This window comes from Priestia sp. HNGD-A6, assembly GCF_045784335.1.
Taxonomy (GTDB): Bacteria; Bacillota; Bacilli; order Bacillales; family Bacillaceae_H; genus Priestia; species Priestia zanthoxyli.
In genome coordinates this window covers 481,859-502,950 of the sequence record NZ_CP138621.1, presented here as the reverse complement: position 1 = coordinate 502,950, position 21,092 = coordinate 481,859, and the positions used below count along the sequence as shown (strand labels likewise).

The following is a 21,092-nucleotide window of genomic DNA, read 5'->3' as shown; positions in this document are numbered from 1 at the left end:
ACAGAATAAAAAAACCGTGATATGCTTTTTTTAGAGAAAAAAGGAAGTGACCAACTGTGAGTTATACCGTAATTGGAACATCGGCTTTTCGCAAAACAAATGTTGCGCTTTTTGCAGCAGGCTTCAACACATTTTCAATTTTATATTGTACACAGGCCATTTTACCCGAGTTTTCTAAAGAATTTGGAATATCTCCGGCTTTTGCGAGTTTATCTCTTTCGTTAACAACCATCACGCTTGCGGTTAGTATGCTTTTTTTAGGTTCTTTGTCGGAAGTGTGGGGACGAAAGAAACTGATGGGCCTATCGTTAATTTTTGCGTCATTGCTATGTATCATGACAGCATTTAGCTCTACCTTTGAAACGCTGTTAATTTTTCGCGTTATTCAAGGAATCGTGTTAGCAGGGCTGCCTTCTGTGGCCATGGCTTACTTAGGAGAAGAAATTGAACCCGGAAGTTTAGGAAAAGCGATGGGGATTTATATAAGCGGAAACGCCTTTGGAGGCGTAGCGGGAAGACTTATGACAGGAGTGCTCACGGAGTATTTTAACTGGTCTGTAGCTCTTGATGTTGTAAGCGCAATCAGCTTATTGGCCACATTTGTTTTTTTTATGAACTTGCCTGATTCACAGAACTTTACTTCTCGGTCATTTGAACTTCGTCAGCTTACCGGCTCTCTTCGCAGTCATCTTCAAGATAAAGGGATGCTTTGTCTTTTTGCTATTGGTTTTGCACTGCTTGGAAGTAATGTAGCTTTATACAATTATATTGGATACGCTTTATCTGCTCCTCCGTATTCTTGGAATCATACACTTGTAAGTTTTATTTTTGTTATTTTCTTTGTTGGAGTATTCAGCTCAGTCTGGATGGGGACGCTGGCGGATCGATACGGCCGGAAAAAGGTGCTGTTATGTACGATTGCTGTTACGCTTATAGGTTCAATCGTTACGCTGCATCCCGTTTTATGGATAAAAATTACCGGGCTTTTGCTGCTGACGTTTGGCTTTTTCGGAAGTCACTCCATCGCAAGCAGCTGGGTAGGAAGAAGAGCAACGCATGACAAAGCGCAGGCTTCGTCTTTGTATTTGTTTTTTTATTATGCAGGATCGAGCATTGGAGGGACTGCGGCTGGCTTATGCTGGAGCGCGTACGGCTGGAAAGGTGTGATTGCTCTAATTGGTGTGTTTCTTACAACAGCCTTTTTCTTAGCTGTTCGTTTATCAAAAATGCCGGCTCAGCAGACGCACGTTCACTAAGAAAATGTAAAGACATATAGCTATTGATTTAAAAAAAGAGGCCGGTACAAAAGGATTTTAGCCCAAGTGAAAAACGAACCATTGATCAACATGTTTGATTAGTGGTTCGTTTTTTTTGTTATGGTGAACATAGTTTCATCTGTTTCGTTCCTTTTAGCAGCTGATTGGAGGGCAAGACGGAGACTCCTGCGGAAAAGCGGAACAGGTGAGACCCCGCAGGAGCGGAAGCGAAGTCTTGCACGGAAATCAACTGCGGTGTCGCAAGTAATTTATACTAGCTACTTTAGTCTTTAGATTGAAGTAATTTAGTTATGTCTTAATTTCATTACCTAGTTTAAAAGCTGGATAAAAAGCTCCGCTACTTTTTTATGAGCGCTGTTAGCAGGATAGATATAAGAAAAACGGCGCTTAAAAGGAGCGGTGTTAACATTGAGAATCGACAGGTGCTTTTGTTCTACATCTTCTTTAATAGCACAAAGCGAGAGTACAGACATTCCTAAATCGTGAACAATCGCTTCTTTAATTCCTTGATTGCTGCTGATCGTTAGCATGCTTTTCATTTTTAAACCGTTGGACATTAGAACGTGATCTAAATATTCTCTTGTTCCAGAGCCTTTTTCACGCGCTACCCACCGCTGATTTTGTAAATCATCAATTTCTACTTTTTTAAGCTGAGCCAAAGGGTGATCGACTGAAGCAACGATGGCAAGCTCATCGTCCATAAAGGATTGAATATGTAAGTCGGACTCTTCCGTGTGACCTTCAATAAGCCCTACATCCACTTTGAAATGACGAACAAGCTGAGCAATTTCCTTTGTATTGCCGATCGTCACTTCTACATCAATATCAGGATATTGTTCACGAAGCTTTGCTAAAAAAGAAGGAAGAATATATTCGCCAATTGTAAAGCTGGCGCCAATCGTTAGCATTCCTTTGACACGGTGATGGTGTTCATAAATATCTCGTTTCGTATGCTCATATATTTGAATCATTTGTTTAGCACGATCGTATAAAATTTCGCCGCTGGGTGTGATTTTTAACATTTTAGGTGAACGCAGGAACAGGGAAGTTTGAAATTCTTTTTCGAGATTTTTGATGTGTACGCTTACGCTTGGCTGTGAAATCATTAATTTTTCTGCAGCTTTTGTAAAGCTTTGCTCTTCTACAACAGAAACAAACGTCTTTAACGCATCATAGTACATAGAGTATGGCTCCTTTTATATTAAAAAAATTAATTATAAACATTATAAAACATTATTATGGTAATAACTAGAGGCACTTGGTTAAGAAAAGTAAAACAAGGTGTTGACTTAAAGGAGTATGTTAGCTTGCAACGAAGGCAGCCTGCGCAATTTGTTTACAGTTATTTTTGTTTCATCTATAAAGCTATTAAACACTTTTTTGTCATCTATTTGTAACAAAAGTAAAAAAAGTACTTGTTTTTTCCAGAAAACATACTATAATATTAACTGTAATGCGATAAGTAATACAGTTAATACACCTAGTACACACATCATGATTTTGGGTAGATGAAGGGAGGCAGACTATGTTCGATTTAGATATTCGTAGTCGTAAGCCGATATACGAGCAATTAGTAGATAAATTGAAAGAGCTTATTATTCATGAAGTCTTTAAGGCCGATCAAAAGCTTCCATCTGTTCGGCTGTTAGCAAAAGAATTAACGATTAATCCAAATACAATTCAAAAAGCGTATCGTGAACTAGAACATCAAAACTATATTTATTCAGTTCCAGGCAAAGGAAGTTTTGTAACGCCTCAAGTTGATACACTAAATAACGAGAAGGTGAAAAAGATGAAAGAAGAATTAGTAAAGCTGTTGGCAGAAGCTATGTATTTAGGAATGGACAAAGATGAAATTCTATCACTTATTTCACAGGCTGAAAAAGCAGTAAAAGGAGGAAGCGATAGTGATTGAACTGAAGGCGATAAAAAAAGAGTTTGAAGAAATGGAAGCTCTAAGAGACGTCACGCTTTCTATAAAAAAAGGATCTATTTACGGACTGCTTGGCTCCAACGGGGCAGGGAAAACAACGCTATTAAAAATCATTGCAGGTATTTACAAGCAGGATCACGGAAAGATTGCCATAGACGGCGAGGAAGTATTCGAAAACGTTGGTTTAAAAGAACGTATTATTTTTATGCCAGATTCTCTTTATTTTTTCCCTCAAACAACGATTAAGCAATTAGCGTCTTTTTATAGAAGCGTCTATCCGACTTGGAACGAAGAACGGTTCCAAAAATTAAAAGAAGCTTTCCCAATTCAATTACATAAAAAGGTACATAGAATGTCCAAGGGAATGCAGCGTCAAGTAGGATTTTGGTTAGCGCTGTCTGCTATGCCTGATGTACTTATCTTAGATGAGCCGCTCGACGGTTTAGATGCGGTAATGCGTCAAAAAATCAAAAACCTTCTTGTTCAAGACGTGGCAGAACGGGAAATGACGATTTTAATTTCGTCACATAACCTGCGAGAAGTGGAAGATCTGTGTGATCATGTAGGCATCTTGCATCACGGTCAATTATTAATTGAAAAAGAGCTGGATGATTTAAAGTCTGATGTGCACAAAATTCAAGTTGCATTCGAAGGAGATGTGCCGCTAGCGCTTTATGACACGCTAGACATTTTATATCAAGAAAAACGAGGAAGCGTCTTGCTTTGTATTGTTCGAGGAAAAGAAAATCACTTAGTCAACAAAGTCCGATCGTATAAGCCTTTAATTTTTGACATCTTGCCACTTACGCTGGAAGAAATCTTTATTTATGAAATGGGGGATGTGGGTTATGCAATCGAAAACATCATCGTTTAACCGCGGCATGTGGATTCAATCCATGAGAAACGTGGGATGGATTGGGCTTGTATACTTGCTAGTACTGCTGTTCGCTTTACCTTTACAACTGATTTTCACTTTCACAGGAAAGGTAGAGCCTTATATAGAAAAACCAGATACGCTATTTAACGTATTGGATGGGCTGGAATTTGTGTTTATGTTTGTTGTACCAGTGTTACTTGGTATTTTTCTATTTAGATATATCCAAACGAAGGTTGCGGCTGACTATATTCATAGTTTACCAATTAAGCGTTTTACGCTGTTTCATCAAAATATGCTTCTGGGCGCGTTGGTTTTAGTTGTTCCTATTTTAATTACGGGAGTCGTTACTTTTGCCGTTAAAGGAGTTTTAACCGTTGAGGATGTTTATACAACAAGAGATGTTCTAAGCTGGGTCGGTTACAGTATTTTAATTAACTTATTTGTGCTGACTGGAACTGTTTTAGCGGGAATGTTCACCGGAATGTCTGTCCTCCAAGGAATCTTTTTATATGTTCTATTTCTTCTACCTGGCGGAATCTCTTATTTAGCTATATCTAATGTAAAGTTTTACTGGTACGGTTATGCGTATGACTATTACGTGAACAAAAATGTTGACAGCCTTGTTCCGTTTTCACACGTAGCGCAAATGGTAGCTCATAAAAGCTTTTCTACTAGTGCATTTGTTTATATTGGACTCATTGTCTTATTTTACATCATTGCTTTAATCACCTACCAAAAAAGAAAAGTAGAAGCTGCTACGCAAACCATTTCAGTTAGCTGGTTAAAACCGGTATTCGTATACGGAGTAACCGCTTGTTCACTCATGTTAGGCGGATTTTACTTTATTAGCATGAAAGGTGAATTTTCATGGATGGTCGTGGGCTATATTATTGGTTCATTAATAGGTTATATAGTTGCTCAAATTATCTTAAATAAAACGTGGCGGATCTTTACGAAATGGAAAGGGTATCTAGGCTTTGTTATAGCCGCAGCTATTGTGGGCTTTATCATTCATTTAGATGTATTTGGCTACTCTACTAAAGTACCGGCAGCTTCAGAGATTGAAAGTGTATATTTCGATGAAGATATATATCCATTGACTGATAAACCTGAAAACTATGCAAATGGAATGAATGGCTATTATGAAGCTCCATATTACTATACAAGTAAAGAAACGATTCAGAGTGTTCGTCAGCTGCAAAAACGAATTACAGCATCTAAAGATAAGAAGCTGGATCCTGATAAACAAAGTGAAATAGAAAGCAGAAACGGTAAAATGGCTGTATTTGCTTATAAATTAAAAAATGGAAAACAAATGGTCCGAGAATACTTTATTCCATTTTCAGACTATAAAGCTTTTTATAAAGAAATTGCAGAAACAAAAGAATACAAAGAAAATTTCCATCCGCTTTTACGAACAAAAAACACGGATAAAATTAAAAGCGTGAGTTTTTCTGTTCAAGGAAAGTCAAATTCAATCAACATTACAAATCCAGATAAAGTACAAGAACTTATACACGTAGTCAAACAGTCGATGATGAACGAAACGTTTGATGAAATGTACAGCACAAAAGAAAGCTGGGCTTCAATTGAGTTTATGGATGGAAAAGGACAGTATGTACAAACTGCATCTTGGGATAAGTCTTATAGCGAAGTAGAAGCATGGCTGAAAAAAGAGGGTTTATATGAACGTGCTCGTCTCATGCCAAAGGACGTAGAAAAAACCGAAGTGTTTAAAAATTCTTCTCATCTTAAAAACGATTATCGTCTTCAAGAAGAGTTTACATCTCTAATGAAGGATGAGAAAGCAATTAAAGTAAAAAACAATCAGCAGGTAGAAACACTTCTTCAACATGCGAACTTACGAGACACGGGAGATTATCTTGTTGCTTTTTATTACAAAGACCAAGTAGATACTCCTCAGATTTATATGTTGAATGAAAATGAACTGCCAGCAGAACTAAAAGAAAAACTAAAATAACAAGGGAGAACTTATTATGTGCGGCGAGGAATTACAAGATTATTTAAATCAGGTGCTGGCTTATTTATTAAAAAATGGTGTGAATAGACAAGACGCCGAAGATATTACGCAAGAAGTAGCATTAAAATATTTAGAAAAACAAGAAATGGTCGATCCTGAAAAAATAAAAGCTTGGATGTTTCGCGTCGCATTAAATAAACGCTGTGATTTAGGAAGGCGTAAAATAGTGAAAGACCGCTATACGTCTTCTTACAAAGAAGAACCCGTTATGTATACGCCTATTCAGCAGGTCCTCAGAAATGAAGAAGCGGCTGAATGTCAGGCGATTTTAAATCAATTGAATCCTAAGTATCGCAATTTGCTTCTGTTAAAATATGGATTAGGATTTAAATATGAAGAAATTGCCGAGTTATTAAATATGCAGATGACTACGTTAAAATCAGCTCTTTACCGCGCGCGCAAATACTTTGTGAAGGGATATAATGAAGTCATTTAATATAAATAAAACAGCAGCAGTTTGTGAAAAAGAACTTTTTTACACAAACTACTGCTGTTTTTTTCGTATTTTTCTTCTTTGAACGACATAGATAATCAAACTGATCGCACAAAAAGCTAAAGTGATCTCAATCACATCAGTATAAGAAGATGTCGTATTAAAAAAGGAACCGAAAATAAATAAAGCCAGCGTCCAAATGAAACCAAAAGAAAATGAGACTTTAATGTAATGACGATGCTTCATTCCGCTTGCCCCGAGAAAAAAAGGCATCACATGTCGCATTCCTGGTAAAAAGTAGCTTGCGATGATGGCGTGAGATCCATATTCTTGAATCGTTCGCTCAACTTTCATAACATTCTTTTCCCATCGCGGGCGTTTTAATAGCGCAAGCGCCTGAGCTGAAAAAAGACTGGCTATCAAAAACTTGAGGTATAAGCTAAGCATCATGCCGCTGTAGGTAAGTATAAAAGCTGGAATATACTGAACGGATGGAGACGTAGCCTGGCTGCCTGCAAGCATAATATACACTGGGTCAGGAATAGGAGTAAGGTTGGCTCCGACTAAAATGATAAAAAAGAAATATCCGTAGCCTAATTGGTTAATGGCTCCGATAAGCTGATCAATCACGTTTTCTTCCTCCTTTCTTCATTAGAATACGAGAGAGTGACACACAGTGTTCGCTCAAAATAAAAATAAAGTATAGGTACGCACAACTTAGGAAAAAAGAGTTATAATAAATAAGAATGTACGTTCTTCTTTCGGGGATTAATTATACAGAAAGAGGTGATAGTATGAAAATGATGTACCCTAAAAACGGCAAAGTTATTCTTCATATTGATGCTAATGCTTTTTATGCATCTGTTGAAACCGCACATGATCATACGCTCAAAGATAAGCCTCTTGCTATTGCTGGCAATCCAAAAGAACGAAGAGGAATTGTTGTAACCTGTAACTATATTGCTCGTAAACGCGGAGTGTATGCGCCTATGCCTCTTTGGGAAGCGAAAAGAAAATGCCCCGAGCTGGTTGTTATAAAGCCTAATTTTCCATTATATCGCCAAGTGTCCAAAAACATGTTTGATTATTTAGTAACCATTTCACCTCTTTTAGAGCCCGCTTCAATTGATGAAGGCTATTTGGATATTACAAACTGTGCTGAATTAGGCTCTCCTCTTGACATAGCAAAGTCCATTCAGCAGCATTTAATACAGACGCTGCAAATTCCTGTGTCAATTGGAATCGCACCGAATAAATTTTTAGCCAAAACGGCAAGTGATATGCAAAAACCTTTAGGAATTACCGTTCTTCGAAAAAGAGATGTCCAAACAGTTCTTTGGCCAAAAGCCGTAGAGGAAATGCACGGAATCGGTAAGAAGACAGCTGAAAAGCTAAATGCGATTAAGGTGGTGACGATCGGTGATCTAGCAAATGCCGCTCCCGGTCTTCTTAAACAAACTCTCGGAGTAAAAGGAGAAGTTATGAGAGACCGAGCGTGGGGCCAAGATGATCGACAGGTGAACCCTGATCGCCAATCACAGTTTAAATCAATTGGAAACTCTACGACGCTATCTCAAAATGCAGTAGATGAACATGAAGTTCTGCCTATTTTAAATAAACTATCGCACTCAGTGAGTTCTCGTATGAAAGCGAAAAAAGTTGTAAGCAAAACGATTCAGTTAACGATACGATATAGTGATTTTAAAACCATTACTCGAAGCCAAACTATTTCTAAAGCAATTAGCGAGCCAAACGATCTTTTTCATTACAGTGCGGTATTATTTCAAAAGCATTGGAACGGAGAACCGATTCGTTTATTGGGCGTAGCTGCTCTTCAAGTGAGTCACCAGCTTCAAGAAGAAGAACAGTTGGATTTGTTTACATACGGAGAACAAGCAAAAAAAGAGCCTTTATACAAAGCGGTCGAAAGTTTGCGTGAAAAATATGGAGATAACATTATTCAAAGCGGTTTAAAAAAACAAAGAGGAAAAGAAGAGAGGTAACTCTCTTTTTTTGTATAAAATAATAGGTTTACACTCATTATAGAAGGGGAAGTACATTACTATCACGGTAATCAAAGTGATTACAAAATGAATTTGATTGCGACTTTTTTGATTGTCTGCAATGAAATTACATAAAATAATCTATGAGGTGATCTTATGTCAGACGCACTATTTACATCTAAAGCAACAGCGGTTGGAGGCCGAGATGGTCGAGTTAAATCAGATGATGGTATTATTGATTTAACCCTTGTAAATCCTTCTCCAAATAACAAAAAAGAAGGAACAAATCCCGAGCAGCTGTTTGCAGCAGGATATTCTGCTTGTTTTGACGGCGCTTTAAATTTAATCGCTAAAAAACAAAAAAAAGACATTGATTCGTCTATTACTGCAGAAGTAAGTCTACTAAAAGACCACACTGATGATGGATTCAAAATTGGCGTGGTGTTAAACGCTCATATTAAAGGCGTTTCACAAGAAGTAGCTGAGAAGCTAGTAGAAGATGCACATCAATTCTGCCCGTATTCTAAAGCAACGCGCGGAAATGTTAACGTAACGTTAAATACAACGGTTGAGTAAATAAAAAAACGCTTGGATTTTTCTGAAATCCAGGCGTTTTTTTTATGTGCAATTTTATATGGTCTATTTTTGATTGTACGTATGCAGTGATTGCAGTAACTCCTGCAGCGTTTCTTTCAGCTTTTCTAATTCTCCCTGTGACTTATTTGTCATGCTAAAAACTTCTTCTGGAATATGACAAGCTTTATCACGTAATTTTTTTCCTTTTTCGGTTAAACTAATAAAAACAACGCGTTCATCTTCATGAGAACGCTCACGAATCACTAATTCTTGATCCTGCATTCTTTTTAGCATAGGAGTAAGGGTGCCTGAATCCAAATACAGAAGTTCGCCCATTTTTTTCACGCTGAGTGTTTCATGTTCCCATAAAACAAGAAGGGCTAAATACTGCGGATAGGTTACTCCTAATTTATCGAGCAGCGGCTTGTACACCTTTGTAATTTCTCGAGACGTGGCGTAAATTGAGAAACAAAGCTGATTTTCTAGCTGCAGCTGCTTATAAAGTTGTTCCATTCATGTTGCCTCCAGTCTATTGCTTTTTATTTAATTATACACAATTAAATAGGGGTGTCCAATAACGCTGGATGAAAAAGTGATCAAGCTGTAAATAAAAAATGGGAATTTTACATATACTAAGAAAAAAAGGGAGCTGTGCACATGTATTTTGCAAAAAAAGCCGTAGAAGAAGAAGTAGATCAAATGATGGATACGACTGTATATGCGTGTCAATCTGAATCATGTAATGGGTGGATGAGAGAAGATTTTGTTACGGTTGATTATAACTGTCCGATGTGCGGAACAGGAATGTCGCAGGAAGTACGCGAGCTGCCGAAAATTAAGTACGACCACCAATTTTATAATAAATAAAAAAGAAGCAGCTGCTTCTTTTTTATTTTTCACTAAAATTTCATTAAGCTTAGCTAGACTAAGAACCAACATATGATGAAGGTGAGGAATATCAGAATGAATCAAGGGAACTTTTTGAAAGGTTTATTTTGGGGAACCTTATTTAGTATTCCTATTTGGATTTCATTGTTTGGCTGGTTCCGCATTTTATCACATCTTGCATAGTTTCGTTTTATAAATCGTCATATGCGCCCTTATCTTTCTATTTCCGCTATAATAAGGGTGATAGAAAAAATAAGGAGCTGTTCTCTATGATTCAATACAAAACGGAGCAAATGACGGTTTTTGAAAGCGCGCTATTTCAAACAACATCTGCAGTGATTGAAACAAAAGACTGTGTGATTGTTGTTGATCCAACAAGGCTTCCTCACGAAATTAATGAAATTAAACAGCATGTTCAAGAGATCTTAAATCATCGCAAGCTGTATGTATTTTTTACTCACGGAGATTTTGATCATGTCATTGGGTATGGCGCTTTCTTAGAATTAAATGCCACCTTTATCGGCAGCAAATTTTTAAAAAATCATCCGGACAAAGAAGAAAAAGTTCAAATGATTAAGCAGTTTGATCATGACTATTATATAAAAAGATCTCATGATATTATATTCCCGGAGCTGGATATTGTGGTAACCGAAAATGAACAGCACATTACCTTAGGTGAAACATCTATTACCTGTTATTTTGCAAAAGGTCATACAAACGATGGACTATTTATGATTGTCGATAATTCAATATGGATCGCAGGGGATTATTTATCGGACTTTGAATATCCGTACATATATGAAAGTGTAAACGATTACCGCGACACGCTTGCTACTGCGCGACACATTTTAGCTAAGCACCAAAATCTAACGCTAGTTCCCGGACACGGAAAAACGACACATCACCGAGCTGAAATTCAAAGACGAGTGGAGATGGCCAGCTCTTATTTAGATGAACTGCAAGCTGCAGTGAAAGAAGACAGTAAAGAAGCGCTTGATAAGCTAAACGATAAATTGGCATTTCCATCTGATTTCACGGCACAATGTCATCAGAAAAACGTTGAAATTATGAAAAGAGAATTGCTGTTATAGAAATCGAGTGTACAGTCATCCCGTTGATATTAAAAGTAAGAAACCGCATCTTCTGTTGGAGATGCGGTTTCTTACTTTCCTTTATTTATCAATTTAATGAAACTTTTTCCTTTTATATCCGTTTATATAAATAGGAAGTTATTTTATTTGTAAAGGAGTATGACAATGGGGAAAAACGGTTGTGTAAAATGCGGACATACAGAAGCAAAAACAAAAGAAATTGCTACAACGGGAACGGGGCTGTCTAGATACTTAGACGTTCAGCACAATCAATTTACTGTGGTATATTGCACGAGCTGCGGGTATTCAGAGCTATATAATAAAGCATCTTCAAGAGGCAGCAATATTATTGACTTATTTTTCGGAGGATGAAAATGAGTATCGACCTTATTGAAATTGATAAAGACCGGCACGCTTCCTATCTAAACCTGCTATTAATAGGGGATGAAGACGAAAAAGTAGTGAAGTCGTATATAAATGAAGGTTCCTTATTTACCATTGTGTATGAAAAGAAGGAGATAGGAGTTGTGCAGTGCCTCACCGATGAAGAGGAATCGGTAGTAGAAGTAAAGAATATCGGTTTAAAAGAAGCATACAGAGGAAAAGGAATCGGCAGCAAAGTCATTAAAAAGTTAGAAGTACTGTATGAACGTAACCAATATTCTAAAATGATTGTAGGAACAGCGGACTCCAGTCTTGAAAACATAGCATTTTATAAAAAGGCAGGCTTTTATCAAAGCGGTGTCAAAAAGAATTTCTTTTTGCAGTACGCTCCACCAATTTACGAGAATGGCCTGCAAGCTATCGATATGATTATGTTTGAAAAGAAATTAAAAAGCAGAAGCGACTAACACGCTTCTGCTTTTAATGATTAATCTAAAATTTGAAGTTTTACCGTTTTGCGTCCCCAATTTAAAGCTGAGCTTTGAGATGCCATAAATAAATCAACGCGAGTACCTTTAATGGCACCGCCAGTATCTCCAGCAATTGCTTCTCCGTAACCTTCTACGTATACGCGAGAACCTAATGGAATCACGCGAGGATCAACTGCAATTACTTTTCGATTAGGATTTGACCTTAGGTCGATGCCTGTAGCAGTGATTCCGCTGCAGCCCGCACAGTAAGCAGTATAAGCTGTTGCTTCAACCGTAATCTCTTTCGAAACCGACTTACTTTCTTGCGCTGGAGCAGGTGCCGGTGTTGAAGGAGTAGCAGGTGATGGCGTTGATGGTTTCGCCTGAGCTGCAGCTTGTCCGCCTACTTGTAGCACTTGATTAATGTAAATCGTATTAGACGATAAGTTATTCCACTGTTTTAATTGTGAAATTGAAATGCCGTGTCGCTGTGCTACGCTCCACATTGTATCTCCAGGCTGAACTTTATAACTTTTACTGTTGCTAGGAGCCGGGGATGCCTGCGTTTCGTTTGTTTTTTCTTGTACAGGTGCTGAAGGTGATGATGAAACTGTTCCTGTTCCGTTTATTTTTAATACTTGATTCACATAAATTAAATGATTAGATAAGTTATTCCACTCTTTTAGCTGCTGTACAGAAGTACCGTTGTTTTTAGCGATACGATAAAGCGTGTCACCTGATTTTACTGTATATGTATGATTTGAAGATGTTGTAGTTGGAGTTGAACTAGATGAAGAGTCAGTAGATGTAGATCCAATTTGTAATGTTTGGTTTGCATAAATTAGTGTGGAAGAAAGACCATTCCACTTTTTTAAGTCCTCAACTGTTACATTATGCTGCTGTGAGATGCTGAATAACGTTTCTCCAGCTTTTACTTTATGCGTGTCTGTGTCAGCCGATGCTGCGTCTGCAATTCCAATTGATACTAAAGCTGTGGCCCCTAATGTAAAAATGTGTTTTTTCATCTAATAATTCTCCTTTATTTCCAATAGTTGTCTCTTATTCTATCAGCAATATGTAACAAACTCATGACAAAATGGTAGGTTTTATATTACAAGTTTGTAACAATACGTCTAAAAATATAGAAAAAACGCAGTTTTTTTACGATTATGATGAAAAAAGTCTTAATTTGTCTGGAGAGATATACTAGTAAAAAAGGTATTCTGCTTTTATAAAAATGAAGAAGAAAGAAGCTATGCTATATTCAAATGACATGATAGAATAGACAAGTTAGAAATGAACGGATAAAAAGGGAGTTAGACATCTATGGAAAAACGCTCTATCTCTTCATATTTAAAAGCATGGGTGCGCGCACTTTCAATTGAGATTAATTATATGAAGAAACACGGCGGAGAAAAGTATACGGTAGGAAAAGGAGAGTACTTAGGGCAGCAGGGAGATGCGTATCTTTACCGGTTTGAACGCACAGCCGATTTATACCTTTTTGATGGAGCTCAGGTACGCCTTGTCCACCAGCATAAAGAAAGTAAAGGAGAAGTTATCGGAACGGAAGGATTTGATTTGTACCTTAAAATAGATGCGTTTATTGGACAAGAAGTAGACGAACTCGATATATATAACGAACCATGGGAATTATTGCAGGCGCTCATTGATAGACTGACGGAAGCAAAAGACTACAAGCAAAAAATAGTAAGAATCAAACGTCTTATGAGAGGCGATAGTCCTGTTCGTCATAAGGAGTATACGTCTAAGAACGCTCTTCATGAAGTGTTGCTGCGAGCGCGTTATAACCGTACTACTTATATTTGGGGGCCTCCTGGAACAGGGAAAACATATACGCTGTCCAAAATCGCGGCAAGCTATTACCGGAAATCAAAGCGTGTCCTTTTATTATCTCACAGTAATGCAGCGGTGGACGGTTTGCTGCAAGAAACTGCACGTCAGTTAAAAAAGAAAGAAGCTTGGAAAAAAGGAAAACTCATTCGATACGGCGCAACAAAAAGCAGCGGCTTAGAAAATATAAAAGTAGAAGAAGTCATTGGAGAAGGTGATCCGGATTTAGCTCAGGAGATGCGTGATTTGCAAGAAGAACGAGTTTACTTAAGCAGGTATCCCAATAGAGCTCACCAGCTTCAGCAAGTTAATAAAAAGCTAAACGCCCTTCGTAACAAGTGGATTGAAGCGGAGAAAAATGTTTTTGATCAAGCGTATATTGTAGGCACTACTTTATCAAAAGCGGCTATTGACCGATTACTTTATCAAAGTGAATTTGATATGGTTGTGGTAGACGAAATTAGCATGGCATATGCACCGCAAATTGCTTTTGCAGCTACGTTAGGAAAACGAATTGTCGTATGCGGCGATTTTAAACAGCTTCCCCCGGTATCTCAATCTTCTCATGCTGAAGTGAAGAAGTGGCTGCAGCGAGATTTATTTGAGCAGACGGGTCTTGTAGAGCAAGTAGAAAGCGGTGAGATCCATCCGCATCTTTTTATGTTGAAAAAGCAAAGAAGAATGCATAAAGATATCTCAGCTTTTACAAATCGCTATATTTACAGCAATCGAGTAGGGAATCATCCATCTGTCACAACAAGTCGAGAAGTAGTAGCAAGCAGCCGGCCGTTTGCTCATGAAGCAGCGCTTATGCTTAACATTGGTCAGTTGCATTCTTCCGCTATGCGAGATGTCGCTTCCGGTTCACGCTATAATGTGATAACAGCTGTTTTGGCGGTAAGTTTGATACTGCGGGCACGCAAAGCTTCTTCGGCTACTATTGGCTATGTGACTCCTTATAAGTCTCAAGCTAAATTGATTAATGCATTTCTTCAAGATATTGAACCAGCCAGCGATATAATCGCAGCAACCGTACACAAATTTCAAGGCGCGGAACGAGATATCATGATTTTTGATACGGTCGATACAAAGCCGCAGTCAAAACCAGGTTTACTTTTAACAAATGAAAATAGCGACCGATTGGTAAATGTAGCGGTGACGCGTTCAAGAGGAAAATTTATGATGCTTTCAGACGAGTCGTTTGTCCAGCAGCGTGTACCAAAGGAGCGAGCGTTCTGGAAGTTGGTCAACCACTTTAACGAAAATCAAAAAGTATACCAACCTCAGCAATTTTTAAAAGAAGTCATTCAGCATCGGAAATTGATTTGGTACCATCCATCGAACAGCAGTCAGTTAAAAAAAGATTTATATCAAGCTCGGCAGCAGATTTTATTGTGTATTCCTTATGCTTCGCTTGTTCCTCAAGAAATACGGGAGATGTTACATTCATTTAAAGGTGAAGTGACCATTCTTACTCGTGAACCAAAAGAAGTTCGAATTGACGGTGCTCATGTCATTTCATCTGCTGTTCCGATGTCACTGCTTATCATCGATGAATCCACTATATGGATTAATATGCCTTACGGCGGAAAAAATGAAGCGTTTATGGCAGCTAGAATTGAGTCAAAGCTAGGCGCTAAACAGCTTATTCGGTCAATTGATTTTACAGAAGATAAAACAAGAAATCAAGAAACAAAAATGTATATAGAAACAAATAAACCACAATATTCTTTGAGTAATTACCTTCGTAGCTGGGATCGCTGTGAATCCTGTCAGCATATGCGAGAAGTAGAGATAACAAAAAAAGGAAAAGTAAGGTTTATTTGCTATTATTGCGGGAAAACAAGTGGGGCAACACGTTTATTAGTGGAAAAATATTTAAACTACGTACATGCTGTATGTAGAGCATGCAAGCAGCCGATGAACGTAGAGTATGATGAAAATAAAGGCGTCTACGCATGTTGTCCATCTTGCAAAAAAGAAGTTTTGCCTAGAGATCTATTGTAACTTTAGGAAAAGGGCGTGATCTTATCGTTTACTCTCGTAGTGTAGCGGCTTTAGCTGATTGTTTGCTAGAAGGAGACGTTCAAAAAAGCTGGCTGCTCATTGCTATATATATAGAAGAAGGCCATTCTTCAACTGACGTATATACGTTTCTGACAGAAGCGATGTATGAGATAGGGAAAAGGTGGCAAGAAAATAAAATTTCAGTCGCGGACGAGCATTTGGCTACTGCAACCTGTGACTATGTGTTAACTCGCTTTCAGCTATCACAGCATCAATTGCTTCAGCGTAATCGAGCACTTCTTTTTTGTATTGAAGGAGAAGAGCATTACTTAGGCATTAAAATGATTGCAGGACTTATGAGCGAACACGGATGGGAAGTTAAAAACTTAGGAGCAAACTTGCCGCTGCCGTTCGCTCTAAAAAGCATTGAAAGATGGGATCCTGATGTAGTATGTTTGTCCGTCTCACAAGTGCATTTGCTGCCTGATTTACAAAAATACATTGCTGAGATTGAAAGCATGTCGCAAAGTCCTCTTGTATTAGTGGGCAGCAGGCTTCTCAGCACGCATGATTTATCGGCTTCAGGATCTTCAAAAACTATATTCATTAATCATATTCAAGCTTTTAAAGACTGGCTTCTAATCAACAATAAAGAAAGTTCGACGCAAGATAAAATGTTAGTAATGGGGGAAGAAATATGATCAGTTTGCCGATTCAACACATTCCGGTTCCAATGTTTTTACTCAATAAAGACAACGAAATAATTGAATTTACACCAAGCGTCACGAAAAATTTCCCGCCTGTTCAGAACTTTTTAGATCTAGTTGATGAAGACAGCCAAGAAAAAGTAAAAAGAGCACTCCAGGGAAAGGAAGAAGTGCAAATCGAAGTAAATATGCGCACGTTTTCCAACCCGGTTGCTCTTTTTGATTTTCATTTTAAGCCTGAAGCGTACCATTCGCTGCATGCTGTTTTCTGCTATCCTATTCATGAGCATATGATGAGTGTTCAATCAACCCTTCAACAGTTTCGCTCTATACTTATGCAAGACTCACCACAAGTGAACCAAGGTTTTTCGGTCAGAGAAACAGATGTAGAAACGGCGAAAAAAATGCAGCTAGTTGATCTTCAGCGTCATTTTCGAGAAATGAAAACAAATGTGCTAACCATTCAAGACCTCCTAAGTATTATCCGCTCCGACGTAATTGAAGCAGGAAAAGGAGAGTATATTGAATTGGTCACTACACATTTGTTTGACATTCAAGATTTAATTAATCAGGAGCTTGACTGCTTAAGACAGAAGAACAAAGTACATTAAGAAAGCGGCAATCGGATTTCTACCGTTGTTCCTTTGCCTTCTTCACTATCATACGAAATGCTTCCTTTATGATTACTAATGATTTTATGACTCACCATCAATCCTAATCCTGTTCCTTTTTCTTTTGTTGTATAGAAAGGCTCGCCAATTCGTGTTAATCGATCTTTCGGCATGCCTTTTCCTTCATCTATCACTTGGACGACTACTTGATTTGTATCTGGATCAAATTTAGATACCACTAGAATAGACCCGGGGTCATCCATCGCTTCAATAGAATTTTTCACCATGTTGATAAATACTTGTTTCATATCTTTCTCAATACAATGAACAACAGGTAATTTTTCTTCAAAATCTGTTGAAATAGTAATGTTTTTAAGAATGGCCTGTGTATGCAGCAGTGTACATACGTCTTGAAGAATTAAATTTATCTGCTTATTTTCATATTTTACGACTTCGGGTTTGGCTAGAATGAGCAGTTCGCTAATAATCAGCTCTAAGCGGTTAAACTCGGACATCATGACGTCCATATATTCTTTTTTATACGTTTCTTCTTGCATCATAAGCTGTAAAAAGCCCTTTAATGATGTAAGAGGATTTCGTATTTCATGAGCAATGCCGGCAGCCAGCTGTCCAAGTGCTGACAGCATCTCTGAATTTTTGAGCATCATTTCCGACTGTTTGCGCTGGGAAATGTCTTCACTTAAACCAATGTAATGGATGATTTCATCCTGATCATTTTTAACAGGCATTAAGGCTAACTGTTCCCAAACGGTTTCCCCGTCTTCTTGAACGTAGGAAATTTCTCCGTTCCATTTTTCTCCTCTGTATACTTCATTCCAAATTTTAGGGAATCTTTTAACGCCTAGCTTTTTTGTATACAAGTCGTAGAGGTGCAGCCCAAATACTTCTTGCGGCGCATGCTTTTGCTCCATGAATTTTTGATTAATGTACTTAATTTTACCTTGATGATCGGTAATAAAAATGCCCGTAGGACTGTGAGCTACTGCAAATGATGTAATAGCCAATTCTTCATTTGAACGTTTAATTTCTGTAATATTAATAAACGTAATAACTACACCGTTAATTAAATTTTCGTTCGTACGATAAGGCATCATTTTCATGCTATACCATTGGTTATCGTAGCTTTGAATTTCTTTTTGAAGGGTGTTATTTGTTCTTAAAACGTGCATTGCGTCCTCGATTAGATGGTCATATCTAAAGTTATGCGAAATATGAAAGAAAGGTCTTCCGATATCTTGATGAAGAACGTTGATCACTGTTTTCGTTTCCGGCGTAAATAATTTAATATTCAGCTGCTCGTCTAAAAAGATGGTAGCAATAGTTGTACTGATTAATAAATTATCAATATCGTTGTTTAAGTCCGTTAATTCTTCAATCTTTCGCTCGTACTGGTTGTTAACACTAATTAACTCTTCATTAACAGACTGCAATTCCTCATTTGTGGACTGCAGCTCTTCGTTGGAAGCAATCAGTTCTTCGTTCGTGGACTTTAGCTCCTCATTTGCTGTTTCTAGCTCTTCAATCGTCGTTTGCAAATGCTGCTGTGTGTAATGAAGCTCTTGCTCTAAATCTACTACAAGCTCACTAATAGAGCTTGTTTGATTAAGAAACATGGGCTCTTCCTTATCAATAATGGCACTATCTGTCTGTTCATCAAACATAAGTAAGTAAAGAGAGTGATTTGTTGGAAGGGCAGATATAGTAATATTAAAACGGCGCTGCACGTTGTTTATGACAAATTCAATGTGCTGACAGCATACGCTCATACCTTGCTCTTTTACGCGTTTAATAGCTGCTCCAATGGCTAAAGAGACGTGAACGGGAACCATTTTGAAAATGGTATAATTAATCTTCCCCACAGGAACGTTAATAAGCTGAGTCGCTTCTTTTGAACAAAATATCACTTCGTTGTATTCATTTAATACAAGACAAGGGCTCATAAAATGATCAATCATTGACTGATACATCTCATCCAATTTAAGCGAAGGAAGAGGCTTATAAAGTTGACTTGGCAGCGGTACGCTAGAAAAATCACCTTCATGCAAGCTGGATTTTGAAAGATTAAAAGCTCCTGTAATTTGTCGGCTGGGCTGCCCCGAACGTTTAAATATTTTCCACTTACTGTTGATAGGGCGGAACAAATCAGACAAATTTCCCGTTGTTTCACTAGGGCCTAAAAAAAGTACGCCTTCTTCTGTCAAAGAAAAATGAAAAAGAGACAGAATGCGCTGCTGCAGTTCAGCTTGGAAGTAAATCATCATATTTCGACAGCTGATTAAATCAACGTTTACAAAAGGCGAGTCTTTTCCTATATTATGCGGGGCAAAAACAATCATTTTACGGATTGTTTTTTTAACTTGATAACCACCGTGTTTTGTTTGCTCAAAATATTCATTAATTTGAGCTGCTGAGAAGGAATGAACTTCCGCTTCTTCATAAATGCCTTGACTCGCTCTTTTGATTGCATGACGATCGATGTCCGTAGCAAAGATTCGGACATCGAAATAACGGTTGATTGTTGATAAATAGTCATGAAGCAAAATAGCTAATGTATATGCTTCTTGACCAGTAGAACAACCTGCTACCCAGATGCGGATTTCATCTTCTTGGCTATGAATCTTTCTTTCAACTAATTGAGGGATGACTTGTTCTTCAATAATAGAGAATGCTTCTTTATCTCTAAGAAATTGCGTCACTCCAATCAGCAGGTCTCGCTGCAGTTCGACGATTTCTTCGGCTTCCTTACATAAATAGTCCCGGTACTCTTCCATCGTTTGAGAGGGCGGATCGAGTAAAGCCATTCTTTTTTCAAGTCGTCGCAGCACCGTGTTTTTTTTGTACATAGAGAAGTCGATGCCTGTTTTCTTCTTTATTAATGAATAAATGTATTGCAGCGTTTCTTCATTATATGTAAATTCAGTTTGGCTGACATGCGTTTGCACAAGGTCAGGCATATCAGCAGGAGAAAGAATATAATCAGCAAGGTGTGCATCAATAGCGCTTAGGGGCATATCTCTGTACTTTGCTGTGCTTTCATCTTGTACAAGTACAGTTCCGCCATACTCTCTTATCGTTTTTGCTCCTCCTGTTCCATCATTTCCTTTTCCCGATAAAATAATGGCTGTGCACCGGTGTTTTTTTGCAGCGGCCAGAGAATGAAAAAAGGCGTCAATCGGATACTTTACCTGATCATTTTCTTCATAAGGACGAAGGCGAAGAGTATGATCCACAACGGTCACATAATGATGGGGAGGATTTAAATAAATTGTGTCTTCTTGTAAAGTCATCCCGTCTTGTGTCAGTTTGATATTCATTCCTGTTTTTTTTGCTAAAAGTTCTGGCATAAAACTTTTATATTTAGAGGAAAGGTGCTGTACAATAATAAACGCCATTCCATTTGGTGAAGGCATATTAGCGAAAAACTGCTCAATAGCTTCTAACCCTCCGGCAGAAGCGCCAATTCCCACAACGTGTAAATCCTGTTTTTCTATTCCTTCTGAAGACGATGGAACTGTAGAAAACGAGTTGTTCTTCATAATAGAACCTCCAATAATGTTTCGACACTTCCTAGATTGTATGTCGTTTTGTTTATTTTAATGTCGACAGCACAGCGTGGTTTACATCAAAAGTAAATTTTTCAAAAAAAACCAAGATGCTGGTACATAGGTTCATTTTAGCAAACCTATTATATTGTTCAAATAACGTTTTCAAAATTCCTCTATTTTTCGCAAAAAAATTTTAAAGTCCAAACTATATAGTATGCCCCGATTTTCCTTATATAAACGTATTTTTATAAAAAAATCGTTTTTTTTTGCAGAAAAAAATATTTAAAAAAGTTTTGTTTACGCTTACATACGCATAAGGTTATACGCTCAAGGAGGAAAAAAACGGTTAAATTCAACTTGACACTCTTTTTCAG

General features: G+C 37.8%; 19 protein-coding genes. 14 read left to right on the top strand and 5 right to left on the bottom strand.

All coding sequences use genetic code 11. The features are described from left to right. Positions 1–56 precede the first annotated feature (56 nt). Positions 57–1,256: an MFS transporter gene (locus tag SCI76_RS02630; RefSeq protein WP_168760746.1), complete on the top strand. Its 1,200-nt coding sequence runs from the start codon at positions 57–59 to the stop codon at positions 1,254–1,256. A 329-nt stretch (positions 1,257–1,585) separates the two neighbouring features. Here SCI76_RS02630 and SCI76_RS02625 read toward each other — a convergent pair whose 3' ends face one another. After that, on the bottom strand, positions 1,586–2,458 hold the full coding sequence (locus SCI76_RS02625; protein ID WP_013083080.1) for a selenium metabolism-associated LysR family transcriptional regulator: 873 nt from the start codon (positions 2,456–2,458) through the stop codon (positions 1,586–1,588). Between the two features lie 344 nt (positions 2,459–2,802). Here SCI76_RS02625 and SCI76_RS02620 point away from each other — a divergent pair, with 344 nt between their 5' ends. The 4 genes from SCI76_RS02620 to SCI76_RS02605 are packed head-to-tail and all read left to right on the top strand — an operon-like array spanning position 2,803 to position 6,564. Beyond that, positions 2,803–3,192: a GntR family transcriptional regulator gene (locus tag SCI76_RS02620; RefSeq protein ID WP_013083081.1), complete on the top strand. Its 390-nt coding sequence runs from the start codon at positions 2,803–2,805 to the stop codon at positions 3,190–3,192. Continuing rightward, complete coding sequence (locus SCI76_RS02615; protein ID WP_028413411.1) at positions 3,185–4,084, top strand: ABC transporter ATP-binding protein; 900 nt, start codon at positions 3,185–3,187, stop codon at positions 4,082–4,084. The genes SCI76_RS02620 and SCI76_RS02615 overlap by 8 nt, the downstream gene beginning before the upstream one ends. Further along, positions 4,059–6,068 carry a DUF6449 domain-containing protein gene (locus SCI76_RS02610; protein WP_048020982.1) on the top strand — a complete coding sequence of 670 codons (2,010 nt, stop codon included), beginning with the start codon at positions 4,059–4,061 and terminating at the stop codon, positions 6,066–6,068. The genes SCI76_RS02615 and SCI76_RS02610 overlap by 26 nt, the downstream gene beginning before the upstream one ends. A 16-nt stretch (positions 6,069–6,084) precedes the next feature. Further along, entirely contained in the window at positions 6,085–6,564 is a 480-nt protein-coding gene (locus tag SCI76_RS02605; RefSeq protein WP_028413409.1) for an RNA polymerase sigma factor, read from the top strand. A 48-nt stretch (positions 6,565–6,612) separates the two neighbouring features. Here SCI76_RS02605 and SCI76_RS02600 read toward each other — a convergent pair whose 3' ends face one another. Further along, positions 6,613–7,191, bottom strand: coding sequence for a DedA family protein (locus SCI76_RS02600; RefSeq protein WP_048020980.1), 579 nt, complete (start codon positions 7,189–7,191; stop codon positions 6,613–6,615). Positions 7,192–7,355: 164 nt separating this feature from the next. On the opposite strand from SCI76_RS02600, the gene SCI76_RS02595 reads away from it, so the two are divergent. Together SCI76_RS02595 and SCI76_RS02590 are read left to right on the top strand one after the other, a co-directional pair. Beyond that, on the top strand, positions 7,356–8,564 hold the full coding sequence (locus SCI76_RS02595; protein ID WP_047751006.1) for a DNA polymerase IV: 1,209 nt from the start codon (positions 7,356–7,358) through the stop codon (positions 8,562–8,564). A gap of 156 nt (positions 8,565–8,720) precedes the next feature. Then, complete coding sequence (locus SCI76_RS02590; protein WP_016764045.1) at positions 8,721–9,140, top strand: organic hydroperoxide resistance protein; 420 nt, start codon at positions 8,721–8,723, stop codon at positions 9,138–9,140. A 63-nt stretch (positions 9,141–9,203) separates the two neighbouring features. On the opposite strand, the gene SCI76_RS02585 is transcribed toward SCI76_RS02590, so the two are convergent. Next, positions 9,204–9,653, bottom strand: a complete 450-nt coding sequence (locus SCI76_RS02585; protein WP_014460175.1) for a MarR family winged helix-turn-helix transcriptional regulator — start codon at positions 9,651–9,653, stop codon at positions 9,204–9,206. Between the two features lie 144 nt (positions 9,654–9,797). On the opposite strand from SCI76_RS02585, the gene SCI76_RS02580 reads away from it, so the two are divergent. The 4 genes from SCI76_RS02580 (at position 9,798) to SCI76_RS02565 (ending at position 11,970) form a co-directional block, all read left to right on the top strand. Next, entirely contained in the window at positions 9,798–10,007 is a 210-nt protein-coding gene (locus tag SCI76_RS02580) for a cold-inducible protein YdjO-related protein (protein WP_014460174.1), read from the top strand. Between the two features lie 290 nt (positions 10,008–10,297). After that, positions 10,298–11,119 (top strand): MBL fold metallo-hydrolase, encoded by an 822-nt coding sequence (locus tag SCI76_RS02575; protein WP_407545017.1) that lies wholly within the window; start codon positions 10,298–10,300, stop codon positions 11,117–11,119. 165 nt (positions 11,120–11,284) lie between these two features. Further along, entirely contained in the window at positions 11,285–11,491 is a 207-nt protein-coding gene (locus tag SCI76_RS02570) for a zinc ribbon domain-containing protein (RefSeq protein ID WP_047751005.1), read from the top strand. 2 nt (positions 11,492–11,493) lie between these two features. Then, positions 11,494–11,970 carry an N-acetyltransferase gene (locus SCI76_RS02565; protein WP_098112586.1) on the top strand — a complete coding sequence of 159 codons (477 nt, stop codon included), beginning with the start codon at positions 11,494–11,496 and terminating at the stop codon, positions 11,968–11,970. Between the two features lie 20 nt (positions 11,971–11,990). On the opposite strand, the gene SCI76_RS02560 is transcribed toward SCI76_RS02565, so the two are convergent. Further along, positions 11,991–12,998 (bottom strand): LysM peptidoglycan-binding domain-containing protein, encoded by a 1,008-nt coding sequence (locus SCI76_RS02560; protein ID WP_328180169.1) that lies wholly within the window; start codon positions 12,996–12,998, stop codon positions 11,991–11,993. Positions 12,999–13,299: 301 nt separating this feature from the next. Between SCI76_RS02560 and SCI76_RS02555 the strand changes: the two genes are divergently transcribed. Genes SCI76_RS02555 through SCI76_RS02545 form a run of 3 tightly spaced genes read left to right on the top strand, consistent with a single transcriptional unit; the run spans position 13,300 to position 17,152 of the window. After that, positions 13,300–15,834, top strand: a complete 2,535-nt coding sequence (locus tag SCI76_RS02555; protein WP_328180168.1) for an AAA domain-containing protein — start codon at positions 13,300–13,302, stop codon at positions 15,832–15,834. Further along, entirely contained in the window at positions 15,828–16,535 is a 708-nt protein-coding gene (locus tag SCI76_RS02550; RefSeq protein WP_308012831.1) for a cobalamin-dependent protein, read from the top strand. The genes SCI76_RS02555 and SCI76_RS02550 overlap by 7 nt, the downstream gene beginning before the upstream one ends. Further along, a complete protein-coding gene (locus SCI76_RS02545; RefSeq protein ID WP_328180167.1) occupies positions 16,532–17,152 on the top strand; it encodes a hypothetical protein in 621 nt (206 codons plus the stop codon). Before SCI76_RS02550 ends, SCI76_RS02545 begins: the two co-directional genes overlap by 4 nt. Here the strand turns inward: SCI76_RS02545 and SCI76_RS02540 are convergent. Continuing rightward, positions 17,149–20,709, bottom strand: coding sequence for a CheR family methyltransferase (locus SCI76_RS02540; RefSeq protein WP_028413400.1), 3,561 nt, complete (start codon positions 20,707–20,709; stop codon positions 17,149–17,151). The genes SCI76_RS02545 and SCI76_RS02540 overlap by 4 nt on opposite strands. Between the last annotated feature and the right edge of the window lie 383 nt (positions 20,710–21,092).

Coding starts and splice junctions, on each gene's coding strand:
- SCI76_RS02575 (WP_407545017.1), top strand. CDS start 10,298: ATGATTCAATACAAAACGGAGCAAATGACGGTTTTTGAAAGCGCGCTA.
- SCI76_RS02610 (WP_048020982.1), top strand. CDS start 4,059: ATGCAATCGAAAACATCATCGTTTAACCGCGGCATGTGGATTCAATCC.
- SCI76_RS02595 (WP_047751006.1), top strand. CDS start 7,356: ATGAAAATGATGTACCCTAAAAACGGCAAAGTTATTCTTCATATTGAT.
- SCI76_RS02545 (WP_328180167.1), top strand. CDS start 16,532: ATGATCAGTTTGCCGATTCAACACATTCCGGTTCCAATGTTTTTACTC.
- SCI76_RS02625 (WP_013083080.1), bottom strand. CDS start 2,458: ATGTACTATGATGCGTTAAAGACGTTTGTTTCTGTTGTAGAAGAGCAA.
- SCI76_RS02585 (WP_014460175.1), bottom strand. CDS start 9,653: ATGGAACAACTTTATAAGCAGCTGCAGCTAGAAAATCAGCTTTGTTTC.
- SCI76_RS02560 (WP_328180169.1), bottom strand. CDS start 12,998: ATGAAAAAACACATTTTTACATTAGGGGCCACAGCTTTAGTATCAATT.
- SCI76_RS02620 (WP_013083081.1), top strand. CDS start 2,803: ATGTTCGATTTAGATATTCGTAGTCGTAAGCCGATATACGAGCAATTA.
- SCI76_RS02555 (WP_328180168.1), top strand. CDS start 13,300: ATGGAAAAACGCTCTATCTCTTCATATTTAAAAGCATGGGTGCGCGCA.
- SCI76_RS02590 (WP_016764045.1), top strand. CDS start 8,721: ATGTCAGACGCACTATTTACATCTAAAGCAACAGCGGTTGGAGGCCGA.
- SCI76_RS02580 (WP_014460174.1), top strand. CDS start 9,798: ATGTATTTTGCAAAAAAAGCCGTAGAAGAAGAAGTAGATCAAATGATG.
- SCI76_RS02540 (WP_028413400.1), bottom strand. CDS start 20,709: ATGAAGAACAACTCGTTTTCTACAGTTCCATCGTCTTCAGAAGGAATA.
- SCI76_RS02570 (WP_047751005.1), top strand. CDS start 11,285: ATGGGGAAAAACGGTTGTGTAAAATGCGGACATACAGAAGCAAAAACA.
- SCI76_RS02565 (WP_098112586.1), top strand. CDS start 11,494: ATGAGTATCGACCTTATTGAAATTGATAAAGACCGGCACGCTTCCTAT.
- SCI76_RS02605 (WP_028413409.1), top strand. CDS start 6,085: ATGTGCGGCGAGGAATTACAAGATTATTTAAATCAGGTGCTGGCTTAT.